The following is a 19,002-nucleotide window of genomic DNA, read 5'->3' as shown; positions in this document are numbered from 1 at the left end:
TAAGCTATTTTGATAAAAGTTTAACTTTAGAAAGTAGCGGAGCGTATTGATTTTAGATAAAATAATCAAAAAAAATATCTAATGAATAAACTGATTCTTTGGCAAAAATGCCAAAGAATTTGTTTTTCAAGATTATTGCAGCTTTTTGAGGTAGTCAGCAGAGAAAATTGTAGGTTTGAGGAAAGAACAATAAGAGAAATCACTAGATTATGGAATTGTGTCCCGTTATCCGAAGGAATATATTAATTATTTAGTTTCGTATAACAATCTTACTTCTAATAATACAGTTGCTGATATAGGTTCAGGTACAGGTATTTTGACAGAACAACTGCTTGAGAAAGGTTTAAAGGTAATTGCAGTTGAGCCAAATGATGATATGAGAAGTATTGCAGAAAAGAGACTAAAGAATCATCCAAAATTTGTTTCAATTAAAGGTATTGCTGAAAATACAGGTTTACGAAGTAAGAGTGTTGATTTAATAACAGTTGCACAAGCTTTTCACTGGTTTGATAAAGTAAAATTCAAAAATGAATGCATACGAATATTAAAACCAAATTTAAATGTAGCACTTGTTTGGAATAGTAGGGATTCATCGAGCCAGATGATTTTAGAGAATGCAGAAATATGTAAAAATCTTTGTCCTTCATTTAATGATTTTAGCGGAGGAATCGAGGAGACTCCAGAGGAATTTGAACAATTCTTTCGTGATGGAAAATATGAATATCATACGTTTCAAAATGACCTGGAGTATAATTTAGATGATTTTCTAGGGCGAAATTTATCAGCCTCTTATGCCCCAAAAAGTACGGATTCTAATTATAAGGAATTTGTTAAAGCACTAACTGAACTCTTCATGAAGTACAGCAAAGATAATAAAATAATATTGCCCAATATAACCCGTAGCTACATAGGAAAAGTTTAATTTTAATACTTCGCTAAAAATCTCTCCTCCATATTTTTCCTGGATCCGTTTATCTTAAACATTCCACTATTAGCGGTCGTGTGTTAAGGTCTGTATATTTGTTTCGTGTTTGTCAATAGGTCTTACAGTAAAACCTGTCCACAAAGGACACTGTTTCTAATTTTCATAACAAAGAATTATAAACTAAAAATAACTTAATATGGGAAAATAAAAAAGGACTTGTTTTTATGGATAATTTCTCTCTTACATTGGAAGCTTCTCCTGAGAGCCTGCGATTGTTATCTAAACTCATCAAGCTTATGATCGACGCAAAAAAGTACGACGATCAGGCAGGATCATCACCTGAGAGCAAGAGACTTAAAGAAATTGAAGAACTTCTGGATAAACCGATCCAGAGAGAACATTAAATTTTATAGGTGTATATATTGATTTTTGCCTGTATGTCAGTTTAAGGCTTCCTTGACGATTTGAGATTGGTTTTAGCGACCTCAGAGTTTAGAGAGCGTGCAGGCTTGAAAGAGAGTCCGGCTTTTCAGGTTTTAAAGCTTTTTCTTTCTCTTGTTTGTCAGGCTTTTCTTAAGCTGGTTTGGTTGAGTTAGACTTATGCTGTCCTTTTTTGGTTTGTATTTCCTTGGTTTTTCTTTTCTCGGCTTTTACTTCCTTGACTTGAACTTTCTTAGTTTTTACTCCCTTGACTTGAATCTTCTTGGTTTCTACTTCCCTAACTTGAATTTTCTTGGCGTGTCTTTTCTTTTTCTTTCGAAAAATGAGACGGAACCAGTATAAGTCCATCAGAGAGAAGTCCATCAAAGAGGTCTCTTTGTATATATTATATCTCCAAAAAAGAGTAGGATATTATATATCCAGAAAAGAGTAGGGGTCGTACCCTAGGAGAAACATTATAAGTAATGTTGCTTTCCATGTGGACAATATTGAGCACAGTAAGGAGATGTTGCTCAAGTTAAAAATCCTTACCAGGAACAGATTTTCTGCCATCTCTGCTAATTGTTCATTCTCCCAATCCCAATATTCTGACACTTTATATACCCCTGTTATTATAATATTGGGATAAATTTATATTAAATTATCTGTACAAAACCGCGAAGACTCAGCATTTTTTTGAGATTTCATGTTGGTTTTAGGCCTGCTTGCCTGGTAAAATCCCTCGAAAATTTGATCAAGTATATGGTGATTCCAGAGTTTAGGGAGCTTGCAGGCTTGAAAAAGAAATCCGGCTTTTCAGGTTTTACAGATTTTTTCTGCAGCGTTCCAAAAGTCTAATTTAGGAAATCCACGTATTTCAACACGGTTTTATATGGAAGCTATTAATTTTAAGAAAATAATGGTTGCAACCGATGGTTCGGCCTGCTCCGGACTGGTTGCTGAAAAAGGGATTGAACTTGCCCGGTTGAGTGGAGGAAAGATTTATGCAGTCTATGTGGTGTCAACGGATTACCTGGTTCCTATAAACGGGGATTCCTTTCCTATGAGTTTGGACCCTTACTGGGAATCAATACATGAAGCATGGGAAAAACAGGGACATGAAGCTGTAAACTCTGTAAAAAGCCTGGGAGAAAAGAAAGGAATCAATGTGGAGCCCGTCCTTCTTGAAGGCAACCCCTCGGAAGAACTGATCCGGTATGCCGAAGAGGAAAAAATGGATATTATAGTTATGGGCACTCTTGGAAAAACAGGACTGGACAAGCTGCTTCTTGGCAGCGTTGCAGAAAAGATGGTCCGTCACTCAAAGGTTCCGGTTATGGTTGTAAGGGATAACTGTAAATTATGAAACCGAATCATTAAAAAGAAGAAAGCTAAAAAATGATTAAATGGAAAACTAAAAGGGTTAGAGCTGCACGTAATGTGCAACCTCACCCAGGTCTTCCTCTATTCTAAGAAGCTGGTTGTATTTAGCAGTCCTTTCTCCACGGGCCGGAGCTCCGGTCTTGATCATTTCAGCTCCGATAGCTACTGAGATGTCTGCAATTGTTGTGTCTTCGGTTTCGGCAGAGCGGTGGCTTACTATTACGGTATAGCCGTTTCTGGAAGCCATATTTGCAGCATCAAAAGCTTCGGAAAGGGATCCGATCTGGTTGACCTTTAAGAGAAGTGCATTTGCTGCTCCCATGTCAACGCCTTTAGAAAGCCTCTCAATGTTTGTAACAAAAAGGTCGTCACCGACAATAATCGTGTCCCAGAGCTCATTGGTCAGGGCTTCGAAGTCCTCAAAGGCTTCCTCATAGAAGGGATCTTCAATGGAAAGGATAGGATAGGAATTCACAAGTTCTACGTAGTAATCCATCAGTTCCGGAGCAGAGAGTTTCTTTCCGTCAATTGTGTATGTTTCATCTTCGTAAAACTCGGAGGCTGCAGCATCAAGCCCGATTGTAACCTCGGTGTCAGTGTAACCTGCTTCCTCAATAGCCTGGACAAGGGCATCAAGGGCTTCGGTTGACTCGCTCATCTTAGGGGCATATCCTCCTTCATAGCCCACATTAGTAGAAGACCGGCCGTATTTTTTTTCCAGTATTTTTCCAAGAATATGATAAATTTCGGCACCCATCTGGAGAGCTTCATAAAAGGTTTCTGCACCTTTGGGCTGAATCATGAACTCCTGAATTGCAAGATCGTTGCCTGCATGCTTGCCCCCATTAAGGACATTCATTGTGGGCACCGGAAGAGTAAACGCATTTGAACCTCCTAAATAGCGATAGAGAGGAACATTCAGGGAATCCGCAGCAGCTTTTGCAACGGCCATGGATACCCCAAGAATTGCGTTTGCCCCCAGGTTTGATTTGTTATCGGTCTCATCGAGCTCGATCATCAGCTCATCGATTTCCCGCTGGTTTCGCACATCAAGCCCCAGCAATTCCTTCTGGATAATGGTGTTCACATTCTTTACTGCAGTGAGAACTCCTTTTCCTCCGTATCTATTAGGGTCTGCATCCCGCAGTTCAAGGGCCTCGTTCGTACCAGTAGAAGCCCCTGAAGGAACACCGGCTCTGCCAAATCCTTTCGGCGTAAACACATCAACTTCAACAGTGGGATTTCCCTTCGAATCCAGGATCTCCCGAGCGTGTATCTTTTGGATCTTATATTCTCCAGAATCCTGCTGTAGACCGATATACGACATTATTTCACCCTTTTTAATCTCTGATCTATCTATAGATATATTCTGTTATTTGAAGCTTAACCCTAATTTTGAAGCTTATCCTTAATTCAAAGCTTAACCTTAATTTTGAAGCTTATCCTTAGTTCAAAACTTGACTTTAGTTTTGAAGCTTATCCTTAATTCAAAGCTTAACTTTAATTTTGAAGCTTATCCTTAATTCAAAGCTTAACTTTAATTTTGAAGCTTATCCTTAATTCAAAGCTTAACTTTAATTTTGAAGCTTATCCTTAATTCAAAGCTTAACTTTAATTTTGAAGCTTATCCTTAATTCAAAGCTTACTCTTAATTCTAAGTTTACTCTTAATTTTGAAGCTTACCATCAATTATGAAGCTTAACTTTGATTCGAGACTTAATCTTAACTTAACCGTTAGATGTCCGAATTGTATTTAATTCTTTATCCGGTTAACGGAAATAATTTTAATTAAGTTTTACGCTATTACCTCATAAGAAACCCTATTAATAAATGAAGACTATATTAAGTTCCCGAATCTCGAAACACTTTTGCCTCAAGTATCTGCATCCTTAACTATATGAGTTCAGGAGTATTACACTTCGAGCGTTTGCAAGAGATTTTCTTGTTTTGTAACCCTTAACTCAGGCTTCCAGAATTTCAGAAATGTCCATTTTCCTGCATACACTAGCTTTAAATGTTTTGGTCAGAATCACAAAACCGGTTTTTACAAAATCGGTTTTTTTCCGGGGACTTGCCAATACTAGTATTTATATCCAAACTTTCCAAAAAAGTTATTAAAAGGATGTGATAGCTGTTTTACTCCTTAACAATACTCAGTTTATTTAAAAAAACAATTTTATCTACATAAAATATATAAACCTGAAAGTATTATTCACATTCGATGACCGACGATTCTCCAGTTAATTTAACCGAAAAAGAGTATTCAATAATTGACATGCTCCAGAGCCTGGGACTCCCGAGGACAGAGGCAACCGCGATCGTATGTCTGAAAGACTGCAATGAGCTCAGATCCCTTAATATTGAACTTGTATCAGGGCTTAGACAACCTGAAGTAAGCGTAGCCATGCGCCCCCTGCGTGAAAAAGGCTGGGTAGAAGAAAGGTCTGAAAAAAAGAATAAAGGAAAAGGCAGACCCGTAAAGTACTACCAGTTAACTTTGCCCTTCCCGCAGATTGTAAAAACCCTTGAAGACGAATTTTTAAAAGATAACGAGGAAAAAATAATTGCATTGAAAAGGCTTCGAGAACTGGAGACAACATTTCAAAACTAAGTTTGAGGAAGACTGCCAGATAATTTTGTAAAACTATACTTTTAATTATCATCTTTATACCCAAATTTTTGAGACCTGAATATAATTCTTGTTTTATCAGAACATCATTTCAGATCCGAAACCTGCTCAAAAACTAAAGGAGCAAAACCCTGTTCCTCATCTGTAATTCTTCTGGCAGAAAATCCCTCGAGTTCGAAGACAAAAGCCTCAACTACCATAAAAACTTCGCTCTCTCCTCTCAAACACCCCAGTTTTACATTGTCTCCCCTGCCTGCGCCTGCATGCAGATGGATCTTAGGCTTTCCGTCCATTAAAAAAATGTTTCCAATTCCAAGAATCTCATGTGCATCATCAAAGCCGGACCATACAGGTTCCGGAGGGATTACATTTTCTTTCGGGCCTGCGACAAACTTTGCTTCTTTTAATGCGCCCAACAGCACAAAAACAGCAGATTCGATGCGCTCCAGTTCAGCAAGTTTAATTAGTTCCAGAATCAGGTCATCTCCATAATCAATCCTTACGGTAAATACTCTGCCTATTCTTCCTTTTGCATATTCCATCTTTTTATCCTCACTGATCTGTAATTTTTCCGTCCGCAAACCTGATAATTCCGTCAGCTTTTAGGCCAGGTTGCAGGCTTGTCCCTCAGCACGATTGCAGGAGAACAGCTAAGTGCCCTTGCTACCGAAACCCTCTGGTTTTGCCTTCCTTAAGGTTGCCGAACTTTTGATCCATTCGGTCTTCAAGTACTACCTCTTTAAGAGGTTTTCGGCAATTTCCTATTCTTCTTGCCTGCTTTTTCCTGCAATCAAGAGTCGGCATCAGTACATTTTCCAGAGCCGTAAAGTCCTGGAACAGGTGATGATACTGGAAGACAAAACCCCAGCATTCCATTTCGCATATCAGAACGTTCTTTATCCGACATATTTGTTATGTCTTTACAGTCTATCAGAGACGTTCCAGAATTTGGGGTGTTCATGCCCTATCAGGTGCATCAGTGTGCTTTTGCCTGAAATGTGTCCTAAAATTTTGATTCTGGACATATTGTTAAAAATTATATAAAATGAATAAAGAATAGTCTCCTACACCTTCAAGAGCAAACAAAAACATTTTTTCAGAAAATTACCTGATATACGTTATAAGGTCAGGCTTCCTGTCAGGTACATAGATAATTGTATCTTTCTTATACCCAAATACAGCCGAATAGTAAGGCTTGTATCCCTCAGGTATTTTCAGTTCCTTTCGCAATTCGGGGCCTTGTGACGAATAAAACGCTAATAGAACGAAGAAAATCCAGCATGACCCCAGCCCAATTGACTCTGCGGCTAGTAGCAAGTTCTGAGTAGCTGCGGCACAATCTGCGTCAAGAGGTATGGGTGACTGCTCATTGCCAGAGACAATGACAAGTGTCGGTGCACCATACAAACAATTGAACGTCTCATCGATTCCTAGTTCTTTTAAATGTCCCAAACCGTGATGTTTTGCGGCTTCTTTAGCTGCGATATTCAGTTTGTTCAGTAATTCTGTGTCTTGAATCACTGTAAAATGCCACGCCTGACCCCCAGCGTTAGGAGCGTATAGCCCTGCTTCCAGTACAGCCTGTAATTCTTCCTCTTTGATCTGTTCATCTTTGAAGCTTCTGATACTCCTGCGTTGTTTAATGATTTTTAAAGTTTCATTGACAATCATCAAAGCACCCTTTCTTTAGTTTTGGTTTACAAGAGTTGCCGGCCTTTGGACAACTAACGTGATTTATTTTTACCACTGACCCTCAATTAAACATATTAAATATAAAAATTCTTTATGTGATTTGGTAGTTTTTAGAATCAAAGTTAACGTTGCTCACATCCAGTTGTAGAAATTGTTTGAATTTTAGGACAGCCTATGGGTTCAATGGTCCGGCAACTGCCACAAATTCCCTTTCTTAACTTTCAAACTTGTGTTGTCGATCTTTTCCTGTGCTTTTTGAACCATTATAGTAAAAAGAGGAATTTTAACTAAGAGTTTTTGGGCATAACACAGAAATTATACTGGAAACTACTGAAAACCTCTGTTTTAGGTTGCTTTTTCTCTTATTTTGAGACAAGAATTCTATAAAAGGAGACTTCTAAAAAGGAAACTTCTACAAGAGAAAGTCTTTACAAGAGGAAATTTCTACAAGAGAAAATCTTTACAAGAGAATATATTTCCAAGAGGAAATTTCTACATTCTGTTCTTCTATTTCAGGCCTAACCCATCCCTTCTGCTTATTACATAAGCTGCTGTGAGAATAAAAAGGCACCCAAGAAAAGTAGAAATATAGAGCGGGTTTTTCAGGACAGTAACGTCAAAGAAAATTCCGGAAACGGGCTCGACAAGGGCAAGAATACTTCCTGTCTGAGCCCTGATTCCTGAGATCCCTCTAAGGTAAATTACAGCAGCGAACGTAATAGTTAAGCCGAAGAGAAGCAGGATGTCAAGGTTTTTAACGAAAACAGCAATTGGTGTTGAGAGTGCGGACGGCAGCATAAAGAGAAGGCTTATTCCTGTAAGCCAGAAGGTTTGGGATATTCCTGAATAATCATCTTTAAGATATCGGATTGTTATTATGTTTACACCGAATGACAGACCTGACAGTAACCCGAAAAGAAGGCCTTTCTGGAACTCAGGGCCTGACTGTCCAAGAATTTCACCTGGACGTGCGATCAGTAAAACCCCTGCGGTTGCAAGCAAAAGAGGTAGAAAACTGTTACTGTTTCTGTGTTCTCCGAGAACCGACGGAGCAAACAAACTAACATACACCGGAGCTGTATAGAGCAGAAGGACAGCTACCGAAACTCCACTGTACCGGATGGATGAAAAATAACAAATTCCTGTTATCGCATTCAAAAGGCCCAGGAGGAGAAGGTATCTTTTTTTCCTATGGGGTTTAAGCTGTCCGAGTCCTCGATTGAACAGCAGATAAATAAAAATAATGCAAAGACCAAAGAAAAGCCTGGAGAAAAGGATAGATCCGGTTGACATACCCTGAATCTTATCCAGAAAAACTCCGATAGTGCCATAAATTATGCTGCCAGTTACAACTTCCAAGTATGGATTTAAAGAATTTTTCTGTACTGGCATGATCGATAATTAAAAACTTGTGAATATATATTTTTTGGGCGTAGAAAAATACGGGACCACAGGTTTTAAAACAAACTTTTAAAAAGAAAAAAGAAAAAAAAGAGAAAAAAGGATTAAGTGAAATAGCTTATTGCTTTCATTACTTTCTCAGTGTTCTCCACATTGCAGCGATTTTCTCGATATCGATATGTGTGTAGCCTTCTTCTTTTATAGTCCACTTAAGGCTGAGGACCCCGTCATTACATTCGGCAGCAATTCCTCTGTATGTGGTATTTCCCCCAAGATCGATTTCAACTTCTTTACCCAGATAATACTTCTCAATGAATTCCTGCTTCATAATTCTCAACTCCCAATTCGTACTTTTCCGGATAAGGTCCGGAGAGACAATTTTCAGGGTATATGTTAAACTAACTAATTAACAATACCTAGAAAGTAATATGCACTGGCACGTTTTTGAGAGAATATTTTTATAACATGCATCGTTGTGAGGCAATATATACATTAGCGCCAGAGAAAATGTCAGGATGTATAATGATTTTAGATGGTACCTGTGACTATCTACGATTTCAAAGAATGCAGAGGCAGGCACTGATGAATAATGTGTTGCCCAATAGTTTAAATTTATCTATATAGAATATATCCAAAAAATATATAATGAACTTGATTCTATCTATAATTTAGAAGGCCCGCTGAGTCGATCAAACAACACCATAGCTCACAAACGCAACATCTCAATAGGTGACTAATTTTTATTTCCGCAATAGCTTCATCCCGAAGAGGTACCCTCAGATCGATCGATTAATGCCGGCGCCTTCAAACTCTTTTTTCAGTGCAGCTTCTTTTCAATCTCACTGGTACGCTTTCTTTTCTTCAGCTGGCCCGTAACGAAACACGTAAGACAACCAACAGAATTTTCAGATAGGCTCTTAACGGTGTCGGTGACCTATGCCTGATATTCATGCTCATTATCGTAGCCCAGACATAGGCCTTTGAAGACATCTAAAATAAATAAAACAAAAGCAGACTCAGGTATTTCTGCTAGGTATTTCTGCTGTAAAATAAAGTACAGTAAACACCATAGTTAAGATTCAAAAAATAGACCTTGTTTGTTATTGTCGGCATAATTGCTTCGGCAAGCTTCTTTCTGTCTATCTGACTGTCTATCTGACTGTCTATCTGACTGTCTATCTGACTGTCTATCTGACTGTCTATCTGACTGTCTATCTGACTGTCTATCTAACTGTCTATCTAACTGTCTATCTAACTGTCTATCTAATAGTCAATACAGTGATCTGAAAATATGGATCCGGACTTAAAGGTTATTCCGATCCTGTTTAAAAACCATAAAATCGGCTGGAACGACGGTTAAGGGCTCTAAGCTTTCCCCATCCGGGTAAAACAAACTCAGAAGCCCTTAAAGCCCTTAAATTTTCCTTTTCGTTCAGAATCAGCTCAATGTCCTGAGTTTTCTCTTAGCTCAAAAGGTCGGCTCAGGTTCACCAACTCCAGCTTCAGGTTCCGGGACAGGGATATCAAAGAAGGGAATTTCTGCGTCCGCGTACCAGGCTTCAAGAAAACTCAACAGATGATATTTCATGAAAACAGCAAGAGGTACACTGAGGAAAAACAGAGTTCCAAAGATAAAAACCAATTCCGCAACAATAAAAGGAATCAGGAGGATCCAGTTAAGGGGGTCGGATACTAAGGACAAAAAGAGGAAGTACAGGATTGTGTCAAAAATAAGGAAAGCAATCCCAAAAACCAGTATCATTAGACCAATAAGTAAAACTGCAATAATGCTTACTCCTATCCTGAGTACGACCCTGACAAACCAGTAAGCTATAACTTCACGCCAGCTCTTCCTGAAATTCCCCAAAACAAGCTTGAAGGCCGAAAGAATTCCTTTATTCCTGTAAATGGAAAGCGGAATTGCAAGGCTTAAAAGAGAATCTATCGCAACTGCAAGCAGGAAGAGCACAACAATTACACCTACAATCCAGAGAATTCCTCCAAGCAAGGTAGGCCAGGTAAAGTCTGAGGATGTTTCACGAATAACAGGTATAAGAGGAAGAAGAGATATTCCGAATAGTGCAAGAAACACCAGTCTGATAGCTAAACGCACCAGTAGAAGGCGGAATCCTTTTCCCAGAAACCTTCTTGAATAAGCCCAGAATTTTACTTCGTTTCGTACAAGGGATTCCACAAAAACAAATTCCATAATACTGGAAATGTATGAAAAAACGAAAATCAGGAGAAGAAGGAGAATTACTATTGCGACTGCAGTCGCCAGTTGTGGCTCCGGATACATATAACCGACCGGAAAAATATTACTGAAAGCATTATCATACATGTCAAAAAGAAGATCAGGCGTCTGTCCATGCTCAATAAGAGTAAAATTATCTTTTAAGTCTTCCGAAGCCATATTGTAGCCGCTCGAATTTCCATAACTAGAAAGCCCGCCTAACAGAAAAATAATGATTGCGAGTTTTGCCCATTTCCAGAAATCAAAAGGTTCAAAAAGAGCTTCTCTTGTTCTTGAGACAGCTCTGTCTGCTGCGTCTATTGCGTACCAGCTCATAATATAGAATTTTCGTTAGAAAATAAATAATTATCTAAAATAGTTAGATTAGAAATTTTCCAGACAGACTTCAAGATATCTCAGGAAAACTTGAAATTTTTCAGACCTGAACTGCCGATTCATTTTACTTTTTCACTGGATAGACCTGTGCGATCTGGACAGAGCTTCAAAACCTGACACGACTTCAAACAGCTCTTCATCAATGCCGCTCTGGCGCACACGGTAGTATTCTCCACTGAGATTATCAAGCAGCTCCTCAATGTTTTTATCGGCACGCTGCATTGCTGCCAATCGACTGGCATTTTCACTTGCAAGTGACTCAGCGCATGCCCTGAAAAGCGAAACGAAAAGATATTCGCTGATGAGTGCCCGTAAGGTCTCTTTGATATCACCCATTACTTCAGGAAGCAAGTTTTTAGTTGGCCAGGAAAGTTTAACCAGGTCATCTCTCCAGGTTTCATCAAATGGCAGCAATCGCTGGCTAACTGGCTCGTAGGTAACTCTGGTTTTGTGGCGGTTGTAATAAAGATGAAGTTCGGCATCTTCATCCTGGCTACGTAGTTTCTCATTTTCCACAAGAATTTGTGCTATAAGTGGGGTAATCGCCTTAACCGAGTTTGGCACATTATAAAGTCCAATAAGAGGTAAGTCTTCATCTTCAAGGCGCGAATAAACACGCTCTCCTACAGCCCAGACCTGAGCTTTACCCGGTAAAGCTTTCAGTTCCTTGACAGCATAATCGGTAATTATATCATTAAACTGACCTACAAGCCCCTGGTCCGAACCGAAAACTACAGCCCCGATGAGACGTGTATTTTTTTGCGTTTTTCCTTCTTGCGCAGCTGGCATGAGTGCAATTTTCCTGAAACATAAGCCCAAACCCAGTTCCACAGTGTGATAATAATCGGATAACGCACTCACTGACTTTTCATATTGCCCTATATTCGATGCTGCTAGAGCTTTCATCGTGCGGACAACAGACTGAAGATCTTTTGCTCCATCAATCTTTGTGTGCAGATTCTGAGTGGTTTCAGTCATGGTTTCTCCTTGTTCTCAGGCTCGGATTTGCTTTTAGTCCTGGCTTCGGACTTACTCAGTTTTTCCTCAGTTCGGGTTCCTAACTCAGTTTTCTCGTCTGTTCTGGCTTCTGGCTCGGGCTTCCCCATAGTTTAAGTCTCTGATTTAGCCACTTTTTCTTTAGTAGCTTCTGGTTCAGGTTTACCTTTAGTTTTGGTTTCTGATTCAGGTTTTTCTTCAGTTTTGGTTTCTGATTCAGGTTTTTCTTCAGTTTTGGTTTCTGATTCAGGTTTACCTTTAGTTTTGGTTTCTGACTCAGGCTTTTCCTCAGTTTTAACTTCCGGCTGAGATTCGGATTCAGATTTTGGCTGGTAAGGTTCCAGTGCTTCGCGGGCGATATTTAGGATGGTTTCACGATCCTTGTCGCTCAATTCTTTATCGCCTTTGAACCGATTGCGCACATCTTCGGGAATATCTGGTACTGCCTTGCGTAGGGAGCTTTCAGCCTCTCCCATTTTGTCAAGTGGCACATTATCGAAGAGTTTTCCATTCAATGCAACAAGGATAACAATCTGATCCGGTACGGGCACAGGAGAGTTTTGAGGCTGCTTCAGTAGGGTACGGATCCGCCTTCCATGTTCAATGAGTTTTCGTGTATTTTCATCTAGCCTTGCGCCGAATCGGGTAAATGCTTCGAGTTCTTCAAATTGTGAATAAGCAAGCTTGAGGTCTCCAGCTACTGCTCTATAAGCAGCAAGCTGTGCTTTACCACCCACTCGAGAGACGGATTTACCGACATCGACTGCAGGCAGCACACCCAACTCAAAAAGCGAAGGTGAAAGGTAAATTTGCCCGTCCGTAATTGAAATCAGGTTAGTTGGAATATATGCGGAAATGTTCTGCGCTTCAGTTTCGATAATGGGAAGAGCAGTAAGTGAGCCGCCACCAAGTTCTTTGAGCAGATGCGTGGACCGCTCCAGCAGTCGTGAGTGAATATAAAAGATGTCACCGGGATATGCTTCTCTTCCCGGAGGACGACGAAGCAGTAATGAAAGTTCTCTATAGGCGCGTGCATGATTGGTCAGGTCGTCATAAACAATCAGCACATCTCGACCTGCTTCCATAAAATATTCTGCAATACTGGTCGCAGCATAAGGAGCAATATAAATTAGTCCTGATGGGTCGTTGCCTTCAGTTACAACAACAACCGTATAGTCCATTGCACCCCTTTCCCGTAAGTTTGCCACTGCTCTGGCAACTGCAGATGCGCGCTGACCAATGGCACAATACACACACAGGACATTAAAATTGCGCTGGTTGAGAATAGTATCGATTGCAATTGCAGTTTTTCCAGTCTGACGGTCCCCTAAAATCAATTCTCTCTGGCCACGTCCTATTGGGATTAATGCATCAATAACTTTGATACCGGTCTGGAGAGGCACGGTAACAGGAGATCGGTCCATAATTGCCGGACTTGGACGTTCGATGGGTAAGCGTTTACTTGAAACTATTGGACCTTTGTTATCAAGCGGACGACCTAACGGGTCAATAACTCGTCCGAGAAGTTCTTCGCCTACAGCAACATCCATAACCCGCCGAGTGCGTTCAACCTGATCTCCGGCATGCAGATGCGAGTATTCACCCAGTAGAACGGTACCTATTTCTTTTTCGTCGACATTAAATGCGATTCCAAACAAATCCCCTGGAAACTTTATAAGTTCATCGAAACCTACAGTAGGAAGGCCAGATACATTTGCGATACCTGTAGAAACTGTCAAAATTCTGCCCACCTCCTTTGGAGTGAGCGAGGGAGTTACTGATTCTCTGACCTGATGTATTTCGGTGAAAACGTTCTCAAAGATATCCTTAAGATTTTTAGGTTCCATGTTCACTGGCTCTTTATATTGGCTCTGGTTTGGAATTTGTCTCCTGCTTAGCCACAGATTCGGACTTAGCTCCAGACTTAGCTCCAGACTGCTGTTCAGAAGATTCCTGTTCTGATGCAGGTTTTTGTTCTGCACCAGATTCCTGTTCAACCTCTTGCTCTTTTCTCGACTCGGGTTTATTATAGTCAATTTCTGGTTTGGTTTCGACTTCGGATTCAGTTTTTGATTTGGGTTTATGAGTCTTGGTTTCAGGCTCCTGTTCAGTCTCCGGTTCGTTTTCAAGCTTGAGTTTGTTATTTTTGGTTTGAGGCTCAGCTCTGGCTTTACTCGCGGTCTTTTCTTTTATAAGATCATCTATACTTTTTTGCAGTGATGAGAGATAATCTGCAATGCTCCACGCTACTTTTTGTCCGTCTGTGGTTAGTTCGATGCCACTGACAAGGTCCGGTGCAGTCTCAAACCTGGGTTGAGTTTCTATACCAAGAGTTTCTTTAATCGTCTTTTTAACCGAATCACGCTGTGCTTGTGGAAGATCAAACGCAGTACGAATGAGCACCTGACCTGATGATGCACTAAGCGCTGAAGCTAACTGTTTTTTTTCATCGTCTTTCAGGCTGTGCAGCCTTTGAACAAATACATCAACCGTGCGTTCTTCCAGGCTGGTTCCAGCCAGATCGGTCAGTACTTTTCGCGCGATGTTAAAAACTTCCTGCTGGGTCCGACGGCCAATTTCCTGACTTAAATTCTGTTCTTCGTTCCTTAATGCCTCCTGTTGTTTTGCTCTCAAATCGGAGGCTTCCTTCCTTACCTGCTCGAAAAGCCGCTGACGTTCAGCTTTTGCATCTTCTTTTGCCTTGTTAAACAGGGCACTACGCTGCTGATCGAACTCTTCGTTCTTCTGCTTGAACTCGTCTTTCTCTTTTTGTGCTTCTGCTTCTTTTGCATCCGCATTCTTAAGTTCATCTGCGACCTTCTTCTCACGCGCATCCACTGCATTGAGTATAGGTTTGTAAAGAAAACGTTTCAACAACCATACAAGGATGAGGAAGTTGATTACCTGCGCAATGACAGTGAACCAATCGATCAGCGGCATGACTATTTTCCTCTCTATTTCAGGTAAGTGCACGGCTCCAGAATGGGTTGGCGAAGATGAGAATCATAGAAACCACAAAACAATAGATTGCCAGAGACTCAATCATAGCCAGTCCCACAAACAAAGTCCTGGTTATTGTTGCGGATGAATCAGGTTGCTGTGCCATAGAACTCAATGCTGTTGCTACCGAACGTCCTTCACCAATTGCGGGCCCTATAACTCCGATACCTATCGTGATACCGGAGGTGACAATTGATGCCACCGCAATTATGGTTGTATAAGTGTCCAAAGCCATAGTGTTTCCTTCCGTTGTTATTGTTGTTTCGATTCATCTACTCCTGTTCAGCAGTCTTTTGCTCCTGTTTCGGCCTGTGCTTGTGTTCACGTGTAGCAGCTGCTATGTAAACTGTAGCCAGAACGCTGAAAATATACGCCTGCACCATGCCAACGAGCAGACCAAGAGCAATCATGAGATCCGGAAAGATGAATGGTGTAATTGTCAGCAAAATGGCAACGATCATCGAGCCACTCATGATGTTACCGAACAGACGGATTGCAAGAGCTAACGTGCGGGAGATTTCACTTATTATATTAAACGGCAGCATGATGATTGTCGGCTCTGTGTACGTCTTAAGATAGTTACCAACTCCTTGTTCTTCAATGCCAAAAAGTGGTACGGCTACAAAAACACATAATGCGAGAGCAGCCGTAGTTGACAGAGATCCTGTTGGAGGTTCATAGCCTGGAATTATGATGCAGAGATTGGCTACAGCGATTAACAGGAAGAGCGTACCCAAAAAGCCTAGATATTTCTTCGGCTGGTCCAGGCCAACTTCCTCAATTTGTTTCAGGATGCCTGTAACCACAATTTCCAAAATGTTTTGCCAATGCGAACGTTCAAGACCAGTAGAGAGTTTGCTTGTAATAGTTTTTGAACCAATTACCATTACCAGCATCAACCCCCAGGTGTATACAATCGTGGCATTGAGTTTAATAAAGTCATACTGCCAGAAAATCAGCTCATCAGGACTAAGTCGCATTACCGGCCTCCTTTGTCAATTGGTTCGAATCTTCCTCGGGCAGTCTGGTGACTCTAACTACTACATGACGCATAACGAAAAACCCAAGCAGGCATATTAGCAACCTCTCCCAATGGCCATCCGAGACAAAGTAGAATCCGGCTATGGCAATGATGGTCCGTATCAACAGGCTGCCGGAAAACCAGAATGCAGGCTTTCTGGATGAAAGTCCCTTCTGAACCGTCCACCATAGCCCGCCGAAGAAAACAGCTCCCAGAAGAAAACCAGCTATCAGAGACAAGACAAGATTCAATATTTCATTCACTGTAATCCTCCTGTTCCTCTTCCATTTCCTTACGCTCCTTAGATACCCAGTGCCATGCATTCAAGCAGCCGATAAAAAGGCCGATGATCAGCATCGTAAGTGTCCAGGAAAAGCTTGCTGGATAGTGTTGATCTAACCAGAGCCCAATCGCAGCGCCAATTAACGTTGGAACTGCTACCGACCAGCCTATGAGCCCCATCATGCCTAAACCAAGCCAGATAGTCCGGTCTACATGACGTTGTGCCCTGAGTTTGCGTTCAGCTTTTGTCTCAACCTGACGGGCAAGAGGGGACTCATTTTTCAAAGGTTTCTCTGAGGATCTGTCAGACATTCTGAAACTCCGCTAAGCGACTTATAAGCCCGGTTTCCAATTTTGCCATTACTGAACGAATTTTTTGCTCGGTCTCATCTAAAGTCAAAAACTCTTTCTCTACCGCCTCGTGTAATTGGCTTAAGTCTGTTCCGAAAATGGCATCACGTACCGAAACAAGTACATCCTGACCCGTCTTGGTGAGTACGCCTTCATCAACTGCCACATAAACCTCGCCTTCTGATTTGGTTTCGTAGGTGAGAATTCCAGGTTCCAGAGCTGCGACGCAGTCGAGTCGGTGTGGTAAGAGCCCAAATGAGCCCTCGCGGCCCTCTGCGACTATACGTGATACACCTTTCTTTTCGGCAAAGACCTGAAAAGGCAGAAGAATTGTAAGATTCATGAGTTCGGAATTCATGATTTTTCCCGATTTGATTTTTTGGCTATTGCTTCGTCAATTGTTCCGATCATGTAGAGGTCTCCTTCGGGGTAGTCTTTGAATTCATCATTCAGTATACGCTCACAGCCGTCAAGCGCATCTGAAAGACTGACAGTTTTGCCTTTAATGCCTGTGAATTGCTCTGTGGTGAAAAATGGCTGCGTCAGGAAACGTTCCAGGCGGCGCGCGCGAGCTACCACATTGCGGTCCTCCGGCGATAGTTGTTCCAGTCCAAGCATTGAGATAATATCCTTGAGTTCTGAGTATTGAGCAAGTGTCTGCCGGATTTCCTGGGCCAGGCGATAATGCCTTTCACCAATAATGCCAGGTGTGGCCATTTTGGAGTTTGATTGCAAAGGGTCAATAGCCGGATAAAGCCCCTCGCTTGCCCTCTTGCGAGAGAGGACAATTGATGCCGAGAGATGTGAGAATGTATGCACAGCCGAAGGGTCAGTGAAATCGTCAGCAGGCACATACACTGCTTGAATCGACATTATGGCTCCGGCATCAGTAGTAGATATGCGCTCTTCTAACTCGGATAATTCAGTTCCTAATGTAGGCTGATATCCCAGACGTGAAGGCATCTGTCCCATCAAGCCGGATACTTCGGAACCAGCCTGAATAAACCTGAAAATGTTATCTATAAGCAGTAACACATCTCGTCGCTCATCGTCCCTGAAGTACTCTGCCATTGTCAGTGCCGTATGACCTACACGAAAACGAGCTCCTGGTGGTTCATTCATCTGACCGAACACCATAACCGTGTTCGGAAGCACACCCGCATCTTTCATATCACGGTAAAGTTCTTCTCCTTCTCGACAACGTTCACCTATTCCACAAAATATGCTTACTCCCTGGTGTTGCTTGACTACGTTATGAATCATCTCGGTTAGCAACACCGTCTTGCCAACGCCCGCTCCTCCGAATAGACCTGCTTTACCTCCGCGCTCAAGAGGCACCAGCACATCTATAGCTTTGATACCGGTCTCGAAGATTTCAGACGTAGTGGACCGACTCATCAGCGGCGGCGGAGCCTGGTGGATTGAGCGCCATTGGACATTCGACGGAGGCTTCCTGCGGTCTATGGTATCTCCAAACACGTCGAACATTCGCGAAAGGATTTCCCCACCAACAGGCGCTTTTAAAGGCCCGCCTGTATCTTCCACTGCCATGCCTCGAGCAAGCCCCTCGGTAGGAGTCAGAGCAATTCCTCGAACGCGATGTGTGTCAAGCTGGGTCAAAACCTCTATGGCAATCTGTTTTTCTTTTCCTGCACGTAGCAGCGTATATACATGTGGCAAGTGCTTTTCGAACAATATATCTACGATGCTGCCGCGCACCGAGATAACCGTACCGAGATTCAAGGGCCCCCTACTATTATCTGCCATTTTAACAGCTCCCCCAAGCTTGCATTATATTCGGTTCTGGAGTTTTCTCTTCCTGAAGTTCGGTTCGTAAGAACTAAGAATTTAGTAAAAACTCCAATCTGCCCATGCCATAAAACCCACATTGACTATGAAACAATAAAGAAAACTTACAACGGCATTGAGTGTCAAGAACCAACTTCGTAAGCAGTTATTACATTGCCTTATAAGTCTCGTCTCACCAGGAAACTACTTTTCTGCTTTGTTTCCCTTCCCCACAACTATTTTATTGCTTTGTTTCCCTTCCCCATAACTACTTTATTGCTTTGTTTCCCTTCCCATAAAGAGATATATCATTTCAATATATTAATTTGACTCTGATATAATTTTGAGGTCGATCGCGAAATCTAATATCAGATTTAAAACCAGACCTGAAACCAATTCAAAACAGACTTAAAACTCTTGTGTCTATGAATTTTGACAGTTTGAAAATAAATCTGAAGCCAATTCAAAACAGACTTAAAACCAAC

Annotated in this window: 21 protein-coding genes; 4 read left to right on the top strand and 17 right to left on the bottom strand. The window is 41.4% G+C overall.

Features of this window, described 5'->3' with window-relative positions; translation table 11 throughout:
• The first annotated feature begins 217 nt into the window (after positions 1 to 217).
• The 3 genes from ASJ81_RS15965 to ASJ81_RS15950 all read left to right on the top strand — a co-directional run bounded on the left by ASJ81_RS15965 (position 218) and on the right by ASJ81_RS15950 (position 2,711).
• Positions 218 to 922 carry a class I SAM-dependent methyltransferase gene (locus tag ASJ81_RS15965; protein WP_212556097.1) on the top strand — a complete coding sequence of 235 codons (705 nt, stop codon included), beginning with the start codon at positions 218 to 220 and terminating at the stop codon, positions 920 to 922.
• A 227-nt stretch (positions 923 to 1,149) separates the two neighbouring features.
• Positions 1,150 to 1,329 carry a hypothetical protein gene (locus tag ASJ81_RS15960; protein WP_095645230.1) on the top strand — a complete coding sequence of 60 codons (180 nt, stop codon included), beginning with the start codon at positions 1,150 to 1,152 and terminating at the stop codon, positions 1,327 to 1,329.
• 908 nt (positions 1,330 to 2,237) lie between these two features.
• The gene (locus ASJ81_RS15950) at positions 2,238 to 2,711 is read left to right on the top strand and encodes a universal stress protein (protein WP_095645228.1); all 474 of its coding nucleotides are present in this window, start codon (positions 2,238 to 2,240) and stop codon (positions 2,709 to 2,711) included.
• A 57-nt stretch (positions 2,712 to 2,768) separates the two neighbouring features.
• Here ASJ81_RS15950 and eno read toward each other — a convergent pair whose 3' ends face one another.
• Positions 2,769 to 4,055: a phosphopyruvate hydratase gene (eno, locus tag ASJ81_RS15945; RefSeq protein ID WP_095645227.1), complete on the bottom strand. Its 1,287-nt coding sequence runs from the start codon at positions 4,053 to 4,055 to the stop codon at positions 2,769 to 2,771.
• An 894-nt stretch (positions 4,056 to 4,949) separates the two neighbouring features.
• On the opposite strand from eno, the gene ASJ81_RS15940 reads away from it, so the two are divergent.
• A complete protein-coding gene (locus ASJ81_RS15940) occupies positions 4,950 to 5,339 on the top strand; it encodes a transcriptional regulator (protein WP_095645226.1) in 390 nt (129 codons plus the stop codon).
• A gap of 104 nt (positions 5,340 to 5,443) precedes the next feature.
• On the opposite strand, the gene ASJ81_RS15935 is transcribed toward ASJ81_RS15940, so the two are convergent.
• The 16 genes from ASJ81_RS15935 to atpD form a co-directional block, all read right to left on the bottom strand.
• On the bottom strand, positions 5,444 to 5,899 hold the full coding sequence (locus ASJ81_RS15935; protein WP_095645225.1) for a PPC domain-containing DNA-binding protein: 456 nt from the start codon (positions 5,897 to 5,899) through the stop codon (positions 5,444 to 5,446).
• A 121-nt stretch (positions 5,900 to 6,020) separates the two neighbouring features.
• Positions 6,021 to 6,233 (bottom strand): hypothetical protein, encoded by a 213-nt coding sequence (locus tag ASJ81_RS15930; RefSeq protein ID WP_095645224.1) that lies wholly within the window; start codon positions 6,231 to 6,233, stop codon positions 6,021 to 6,023.
• Positions 6,234 to 6,461: 228 nt separating this feature from the next.
• Positions 6,462 to 7,028, bottom strand: a complete 567-nt coding sequence (locus ASJ81_RS15925) for a nitroreductase family protein (protein WP_095645223.1) — start codon at positions 7,026 to 7,028, stop codon at positions 6,462 to 6,464.
• Positions 7,029 to 7,556: 528 nt separating this feature from the next.
• Positions 7,557 to 8,441: a DMT family transporter gene (locus ASJ81_RS15920; RefSeq protein WP_095645222.1), complete on the bottom strand. Its 885-nt coding sequence runs from the start codon at positions 8,439 to 8,441 to the stop codon at positions 7,557 to 7,559.
• A gap of 139 nt (positions 8,442 to 8,580) precedes the next feature.
• A complete protein-coding gene (locus tag ASJ81_RS15915; RefSeq protein ID WP_095645221.1) occupies positions 8,581 to 8,778 on the bottom strand; it encodes an MM0924 family protein in 198 nt (65 codons plus the stop codon).
• A gap of 1,140 nt (positions 8,779 to 9,918) precedes the next feature.
• A complete protein-coding gene (locus ASJ81_RS15905; RefSeq protein ID WP_095645220.1) occupies positions 9,919 to 11,019 on the bottom strand; it encodes a DUF7544 domain-containing protein in 1,101 nt (366 codons plus the stop codon).
• 132 nt (positions 11,020 to 11,151) lie between these two features.
• Complete coding sequence (locus ASJ81_RS15900) at positions 11,152 to 12,057, bottom strand: F0F1 ATP synthase subunit gamma (protein WP_095645219.1); 906 nt, start codon at positions 12,055 to 12,057, stop codon at positions 11,152 to 11,154.
• On the bottom strand, positions 12,054 to 12,185 hold the full coding sequence (locus tag ASJ81_RS24265; RefSeq protein ID WP_275112572.1) for a hypothetical protein: 132 nt from the start codon (positions 12,183 to 12,185) through the stop codon (positions 12,054 to 12,056). The genes ASJ81_RS15900 and ASJ81_RS24265 overlap by 4 nt, the downstream gene beginning before the upstream one ends.
• Before the next feature lie 3 nt (positions 12,186 to 12,188).
• Entirely contained in the window at positions 12,189 to 13,922 is a 1,734-nt protein-coding gene (locus ASJ81_RS15895; protein ID WP_095645218.1) for an alternate F1F0 ATPase, F1 subunit alpha, read from the bottom strand.
• Between the two features lie 13 nt (positions 13,923 to 13,935).
• A complete protein-coding gene (locus tag ASJ81_RS15890) occupies positions 13,936 to 15,015 on the bottom strand; it encodes a F0F1 ATP synthase subunit B family protein (protein WP_095645217.1) in 1,080 nt (359 codons plus the stop codon).
• 19 nt (positions 15,016 to 15,034) lie between these two features.
• Positions 15,035 to 15,310 (bottom strand): F0F1 ATP synthase subunit C, encoded by a 276-nt coding sequence (locus tag ASJ81_RS15885; RefSeq protein ID WP_212556096.1) that lies wholly within the window; start codon positions 15,308 to 15,310, stop codon positions 15,035 to 15,037.
• A gap of 37 nt (positions 15,311 to 15,347) precedes the next feature.
• Entirely contained in the window at positions 15,348 to 16,055 is a 708-nt protein-coding gene (locus ASJ81_RS15880) for a F0F1 ATP synthase subunit A (protein ID WP_095645216.1), read from the bottom strand.
• Positions 16,045 to 16,419 (bottom strand): N-ATPase subunit AtpR, encoded by a 375-nt coding sequence (locus tag ASJ81_RS15875; RefSeq protein WP_245860219.1) that lies wholly within the window; start codon positions 16,417 to 16,419, stop codon positions 16,045 to 16,047. The genes ASJ81_RS15880 and ASJ81_RS15875 overlap by 11 nt, the downstream gene beginning before the upstream one ends.
• The gene (locus ASJ81_RS15870; protein WP_095645214.1) at positions 16,352 to 16,690 is read right to left on the bottom strand and encodes an AtpZ/AtpI family protein; all 339 of its coding nucleotides are present in this window, start codon (positions 16,688 to 16,690) and stop codon (positions 16,352 to 16,354) included. The genes ASJ81_RS15875 and ASJ81_RS15870 overlap by 68 nt, the downstream gene beginning before the upstream one ends.
• A complete protein-coding gene (locus tag ASJ81_RS15865) occupies positions 16,683 to 17,087 on the bottom strand; it encodes a F0F1 ATP synthase subunit epsilon (RefSeq protein ID WP_212556095.1) in 405 nt (134 codons plus the stop codon). Before ASJ81_RS15865 ends, ASJ81_RS15870 begins: the two co-directional genes overlap by 8 nt.
• Positions 17,084 to 18,496: a F0F1 ATP synthase subunit beta gene (gene atpD, locus ASJ81_RS15860; protein WP_095645213.1), complete on the bottom strand. Its 1,413-nt coding sequence runs from the start codon at positions 18,494 to 18,496 to the stop codon at positions 17,084 to 17,086. The genes ASJ81_RS15865 and atpD overlap by 4 nt, the downstream gene beginning before the upstream one ends.
• Positions 18,497 to 19,002 lie beyond the last annotated feature (506 nt).

The sequence above is a fragment of the Methanosarcina spelaei genome (assembly GCF_002287235.1).
GTDB lineage: Archaea > Halobacteriota > Methanosarcinia > Methanosarcinales > Methanosarcinaceae > Methanosarcina > Methanosarcina spelaei.
The sequence above is the reverse complement of the archived record's forward strand: the minus strand, read 5'-3'. Positions and strand labels throughout refer to the sequence as shown.

What these genes read in the sequence shown, in the direction of transcription:
- atpD (WP_095645213.1), bottom strand. Translation starts at nt 18,496, where the DNA reads ATGGCAGATAATAGTAGGGGGCCCTTGAATCTCGGTACGGTTATCTCG.
- ASJ81_RS15865 (WP_212556095.1), bottom strand. Translation starts at nt 17,087, where the DNA reads ATGAATTCCGAACTCATGAATCTTACAATTCTTCTGCCTTTTCAGGTC.
- ASJ81_RS15880 (WP_095645216.1), bottom strand. Translation starts at nt 16,055, where the DNA reads ATGCGACTTAGTCCTGATGAGCTGATTTTCTGGCAGTATGACTTTATT.
- ASJ81_RS24265 (WP_275112572.1), bottom strand. Translation starts at nt 12,185, where the DNA reads ATGGGGAAGCCCGAGCCAGAAGCCAGAACAGACGAGAAAACTGAGTTA.
- eno (WP_095645227.1), bottom strand. Translation starts at nt 4,055, where the DNA reads ATGTCGTATATCGGTCTACAGCAGGATTCTGGAGAATATAAGATCCAA.
- ASJ81_RS15885 (WP_212556096.1), bottom strand. Translation starts at nt 15,310, where the DNA reads ATGGCTTTGGACACTTATACAACCATAATTGCGGTGGCATCAATTGTC.
- ASJ81_RS15890 (WP_095645217.1), bottom strand. Translation starts at nt 15,015, where the DNA reads ATGCCGCTGATCGATTGGTTCACTGTCATTGCGCAGGTAATCAACTTC.
- ASJ81_RS15940 (WP_095645226.1), top strand. Translation starts at nt 4,950, where the DNA reads ATGACCGACGATTCTCCAGTTAATTTAACCGAAAAAGAGTATTCAATA.
- ASJ81_RS15930 (WP_095645224.1), bottom strand. Translation starts at nt 6,233, where the DNA reads ATGGAATGCTGGGGTTTTGTCTTCCAGTATCATCACCTGTTCCAGGAC.
- ASJ81_RS15895 (WP_095645218.1), bottom strand. Translation starts at nt 13,922, where the DNA reads ATGGAACCTAAAAATCTTAAGGATATCTTTGAGAACGTTTTCACCGAA.
- ASJ81_RS15915 (WP_095645221.1), bottom strand. Translation starts at nt 8,778, where the DNA reads ATGAAGCAGGAATTCATTGAGAAGTATTATCTGGGTAAAGAAGTTGAA.
- ASJ81_RS15960 (WP_095645230.1), top strand. Translation starts at nt 1,150, where the DNA reads ATGGATAATTTCTCTCTTACATTGGAAGCTTCTCCTGAGAGCCTGCGA.
- ASJ81_RS15935 (WP_095645225.1), bottom strand. Translation starts at nt 5,899, where the DNA reads ATGGAATATGCAAAAGGAAGAATAGGCAGAGTATTTACCGTAAGGATT.
- ASJ81_RS15900 (WP_095645219.1), bottom strand. Translation starts at nt 12,057, where the DNA reads ATGACTGAAACCACTCAGAATCTGCACACAAAGATTGATGGAGCAAAA.
- ASJ81_RS15920 (WP_095645222.1), bottom strand. Translation starts at nt 8,441, where the DNA reads ATGCCAGTACAGAAAAATTCTTTAAATCCATACTTGGAAGTTGTAACT.
- ASJ81_RS15870 (WP_095645214.1), bottom strand. Translation starts at nt 16,690, where the DNA reads ATGTCTGACAGATCCTCAGAGAAACCTTTGAAAAATGAGTCCCCTCTT.
- ASJ81_RS15905 (WP_095645220.1), bottom strand. Translation starts at nt 11,019, where the DNA reads ATGAGCTGGTACGCAATAGACGCAGCAGACAGAGCTGTCTCAAGAACA.
- ASJ81_RS15875 (WP_245860219.1), bottom strand. Translation starts at nt 16,419, where the DNA reads ATGCATGGCACTGGGTATCTAAGGAGCGTAAGGAAATGGAAGAGGAAC.
- ASJ81_RS15925 (WP_095645223.1), bottom strand. Translation starts at nt 7,028, where the DNA reads ATGATTGTCAATGAAACTTTAAAAATCATTAAACAACGCAGGAGTATC.
- ASJ81_RS15950 (WP_095645228.1), top strand. Translation starts at nt 2,238, where the DNA reads ATGGAAGCTATTAATTTTAAGAAAATAATGGTTGCAACCGATGGTTCG.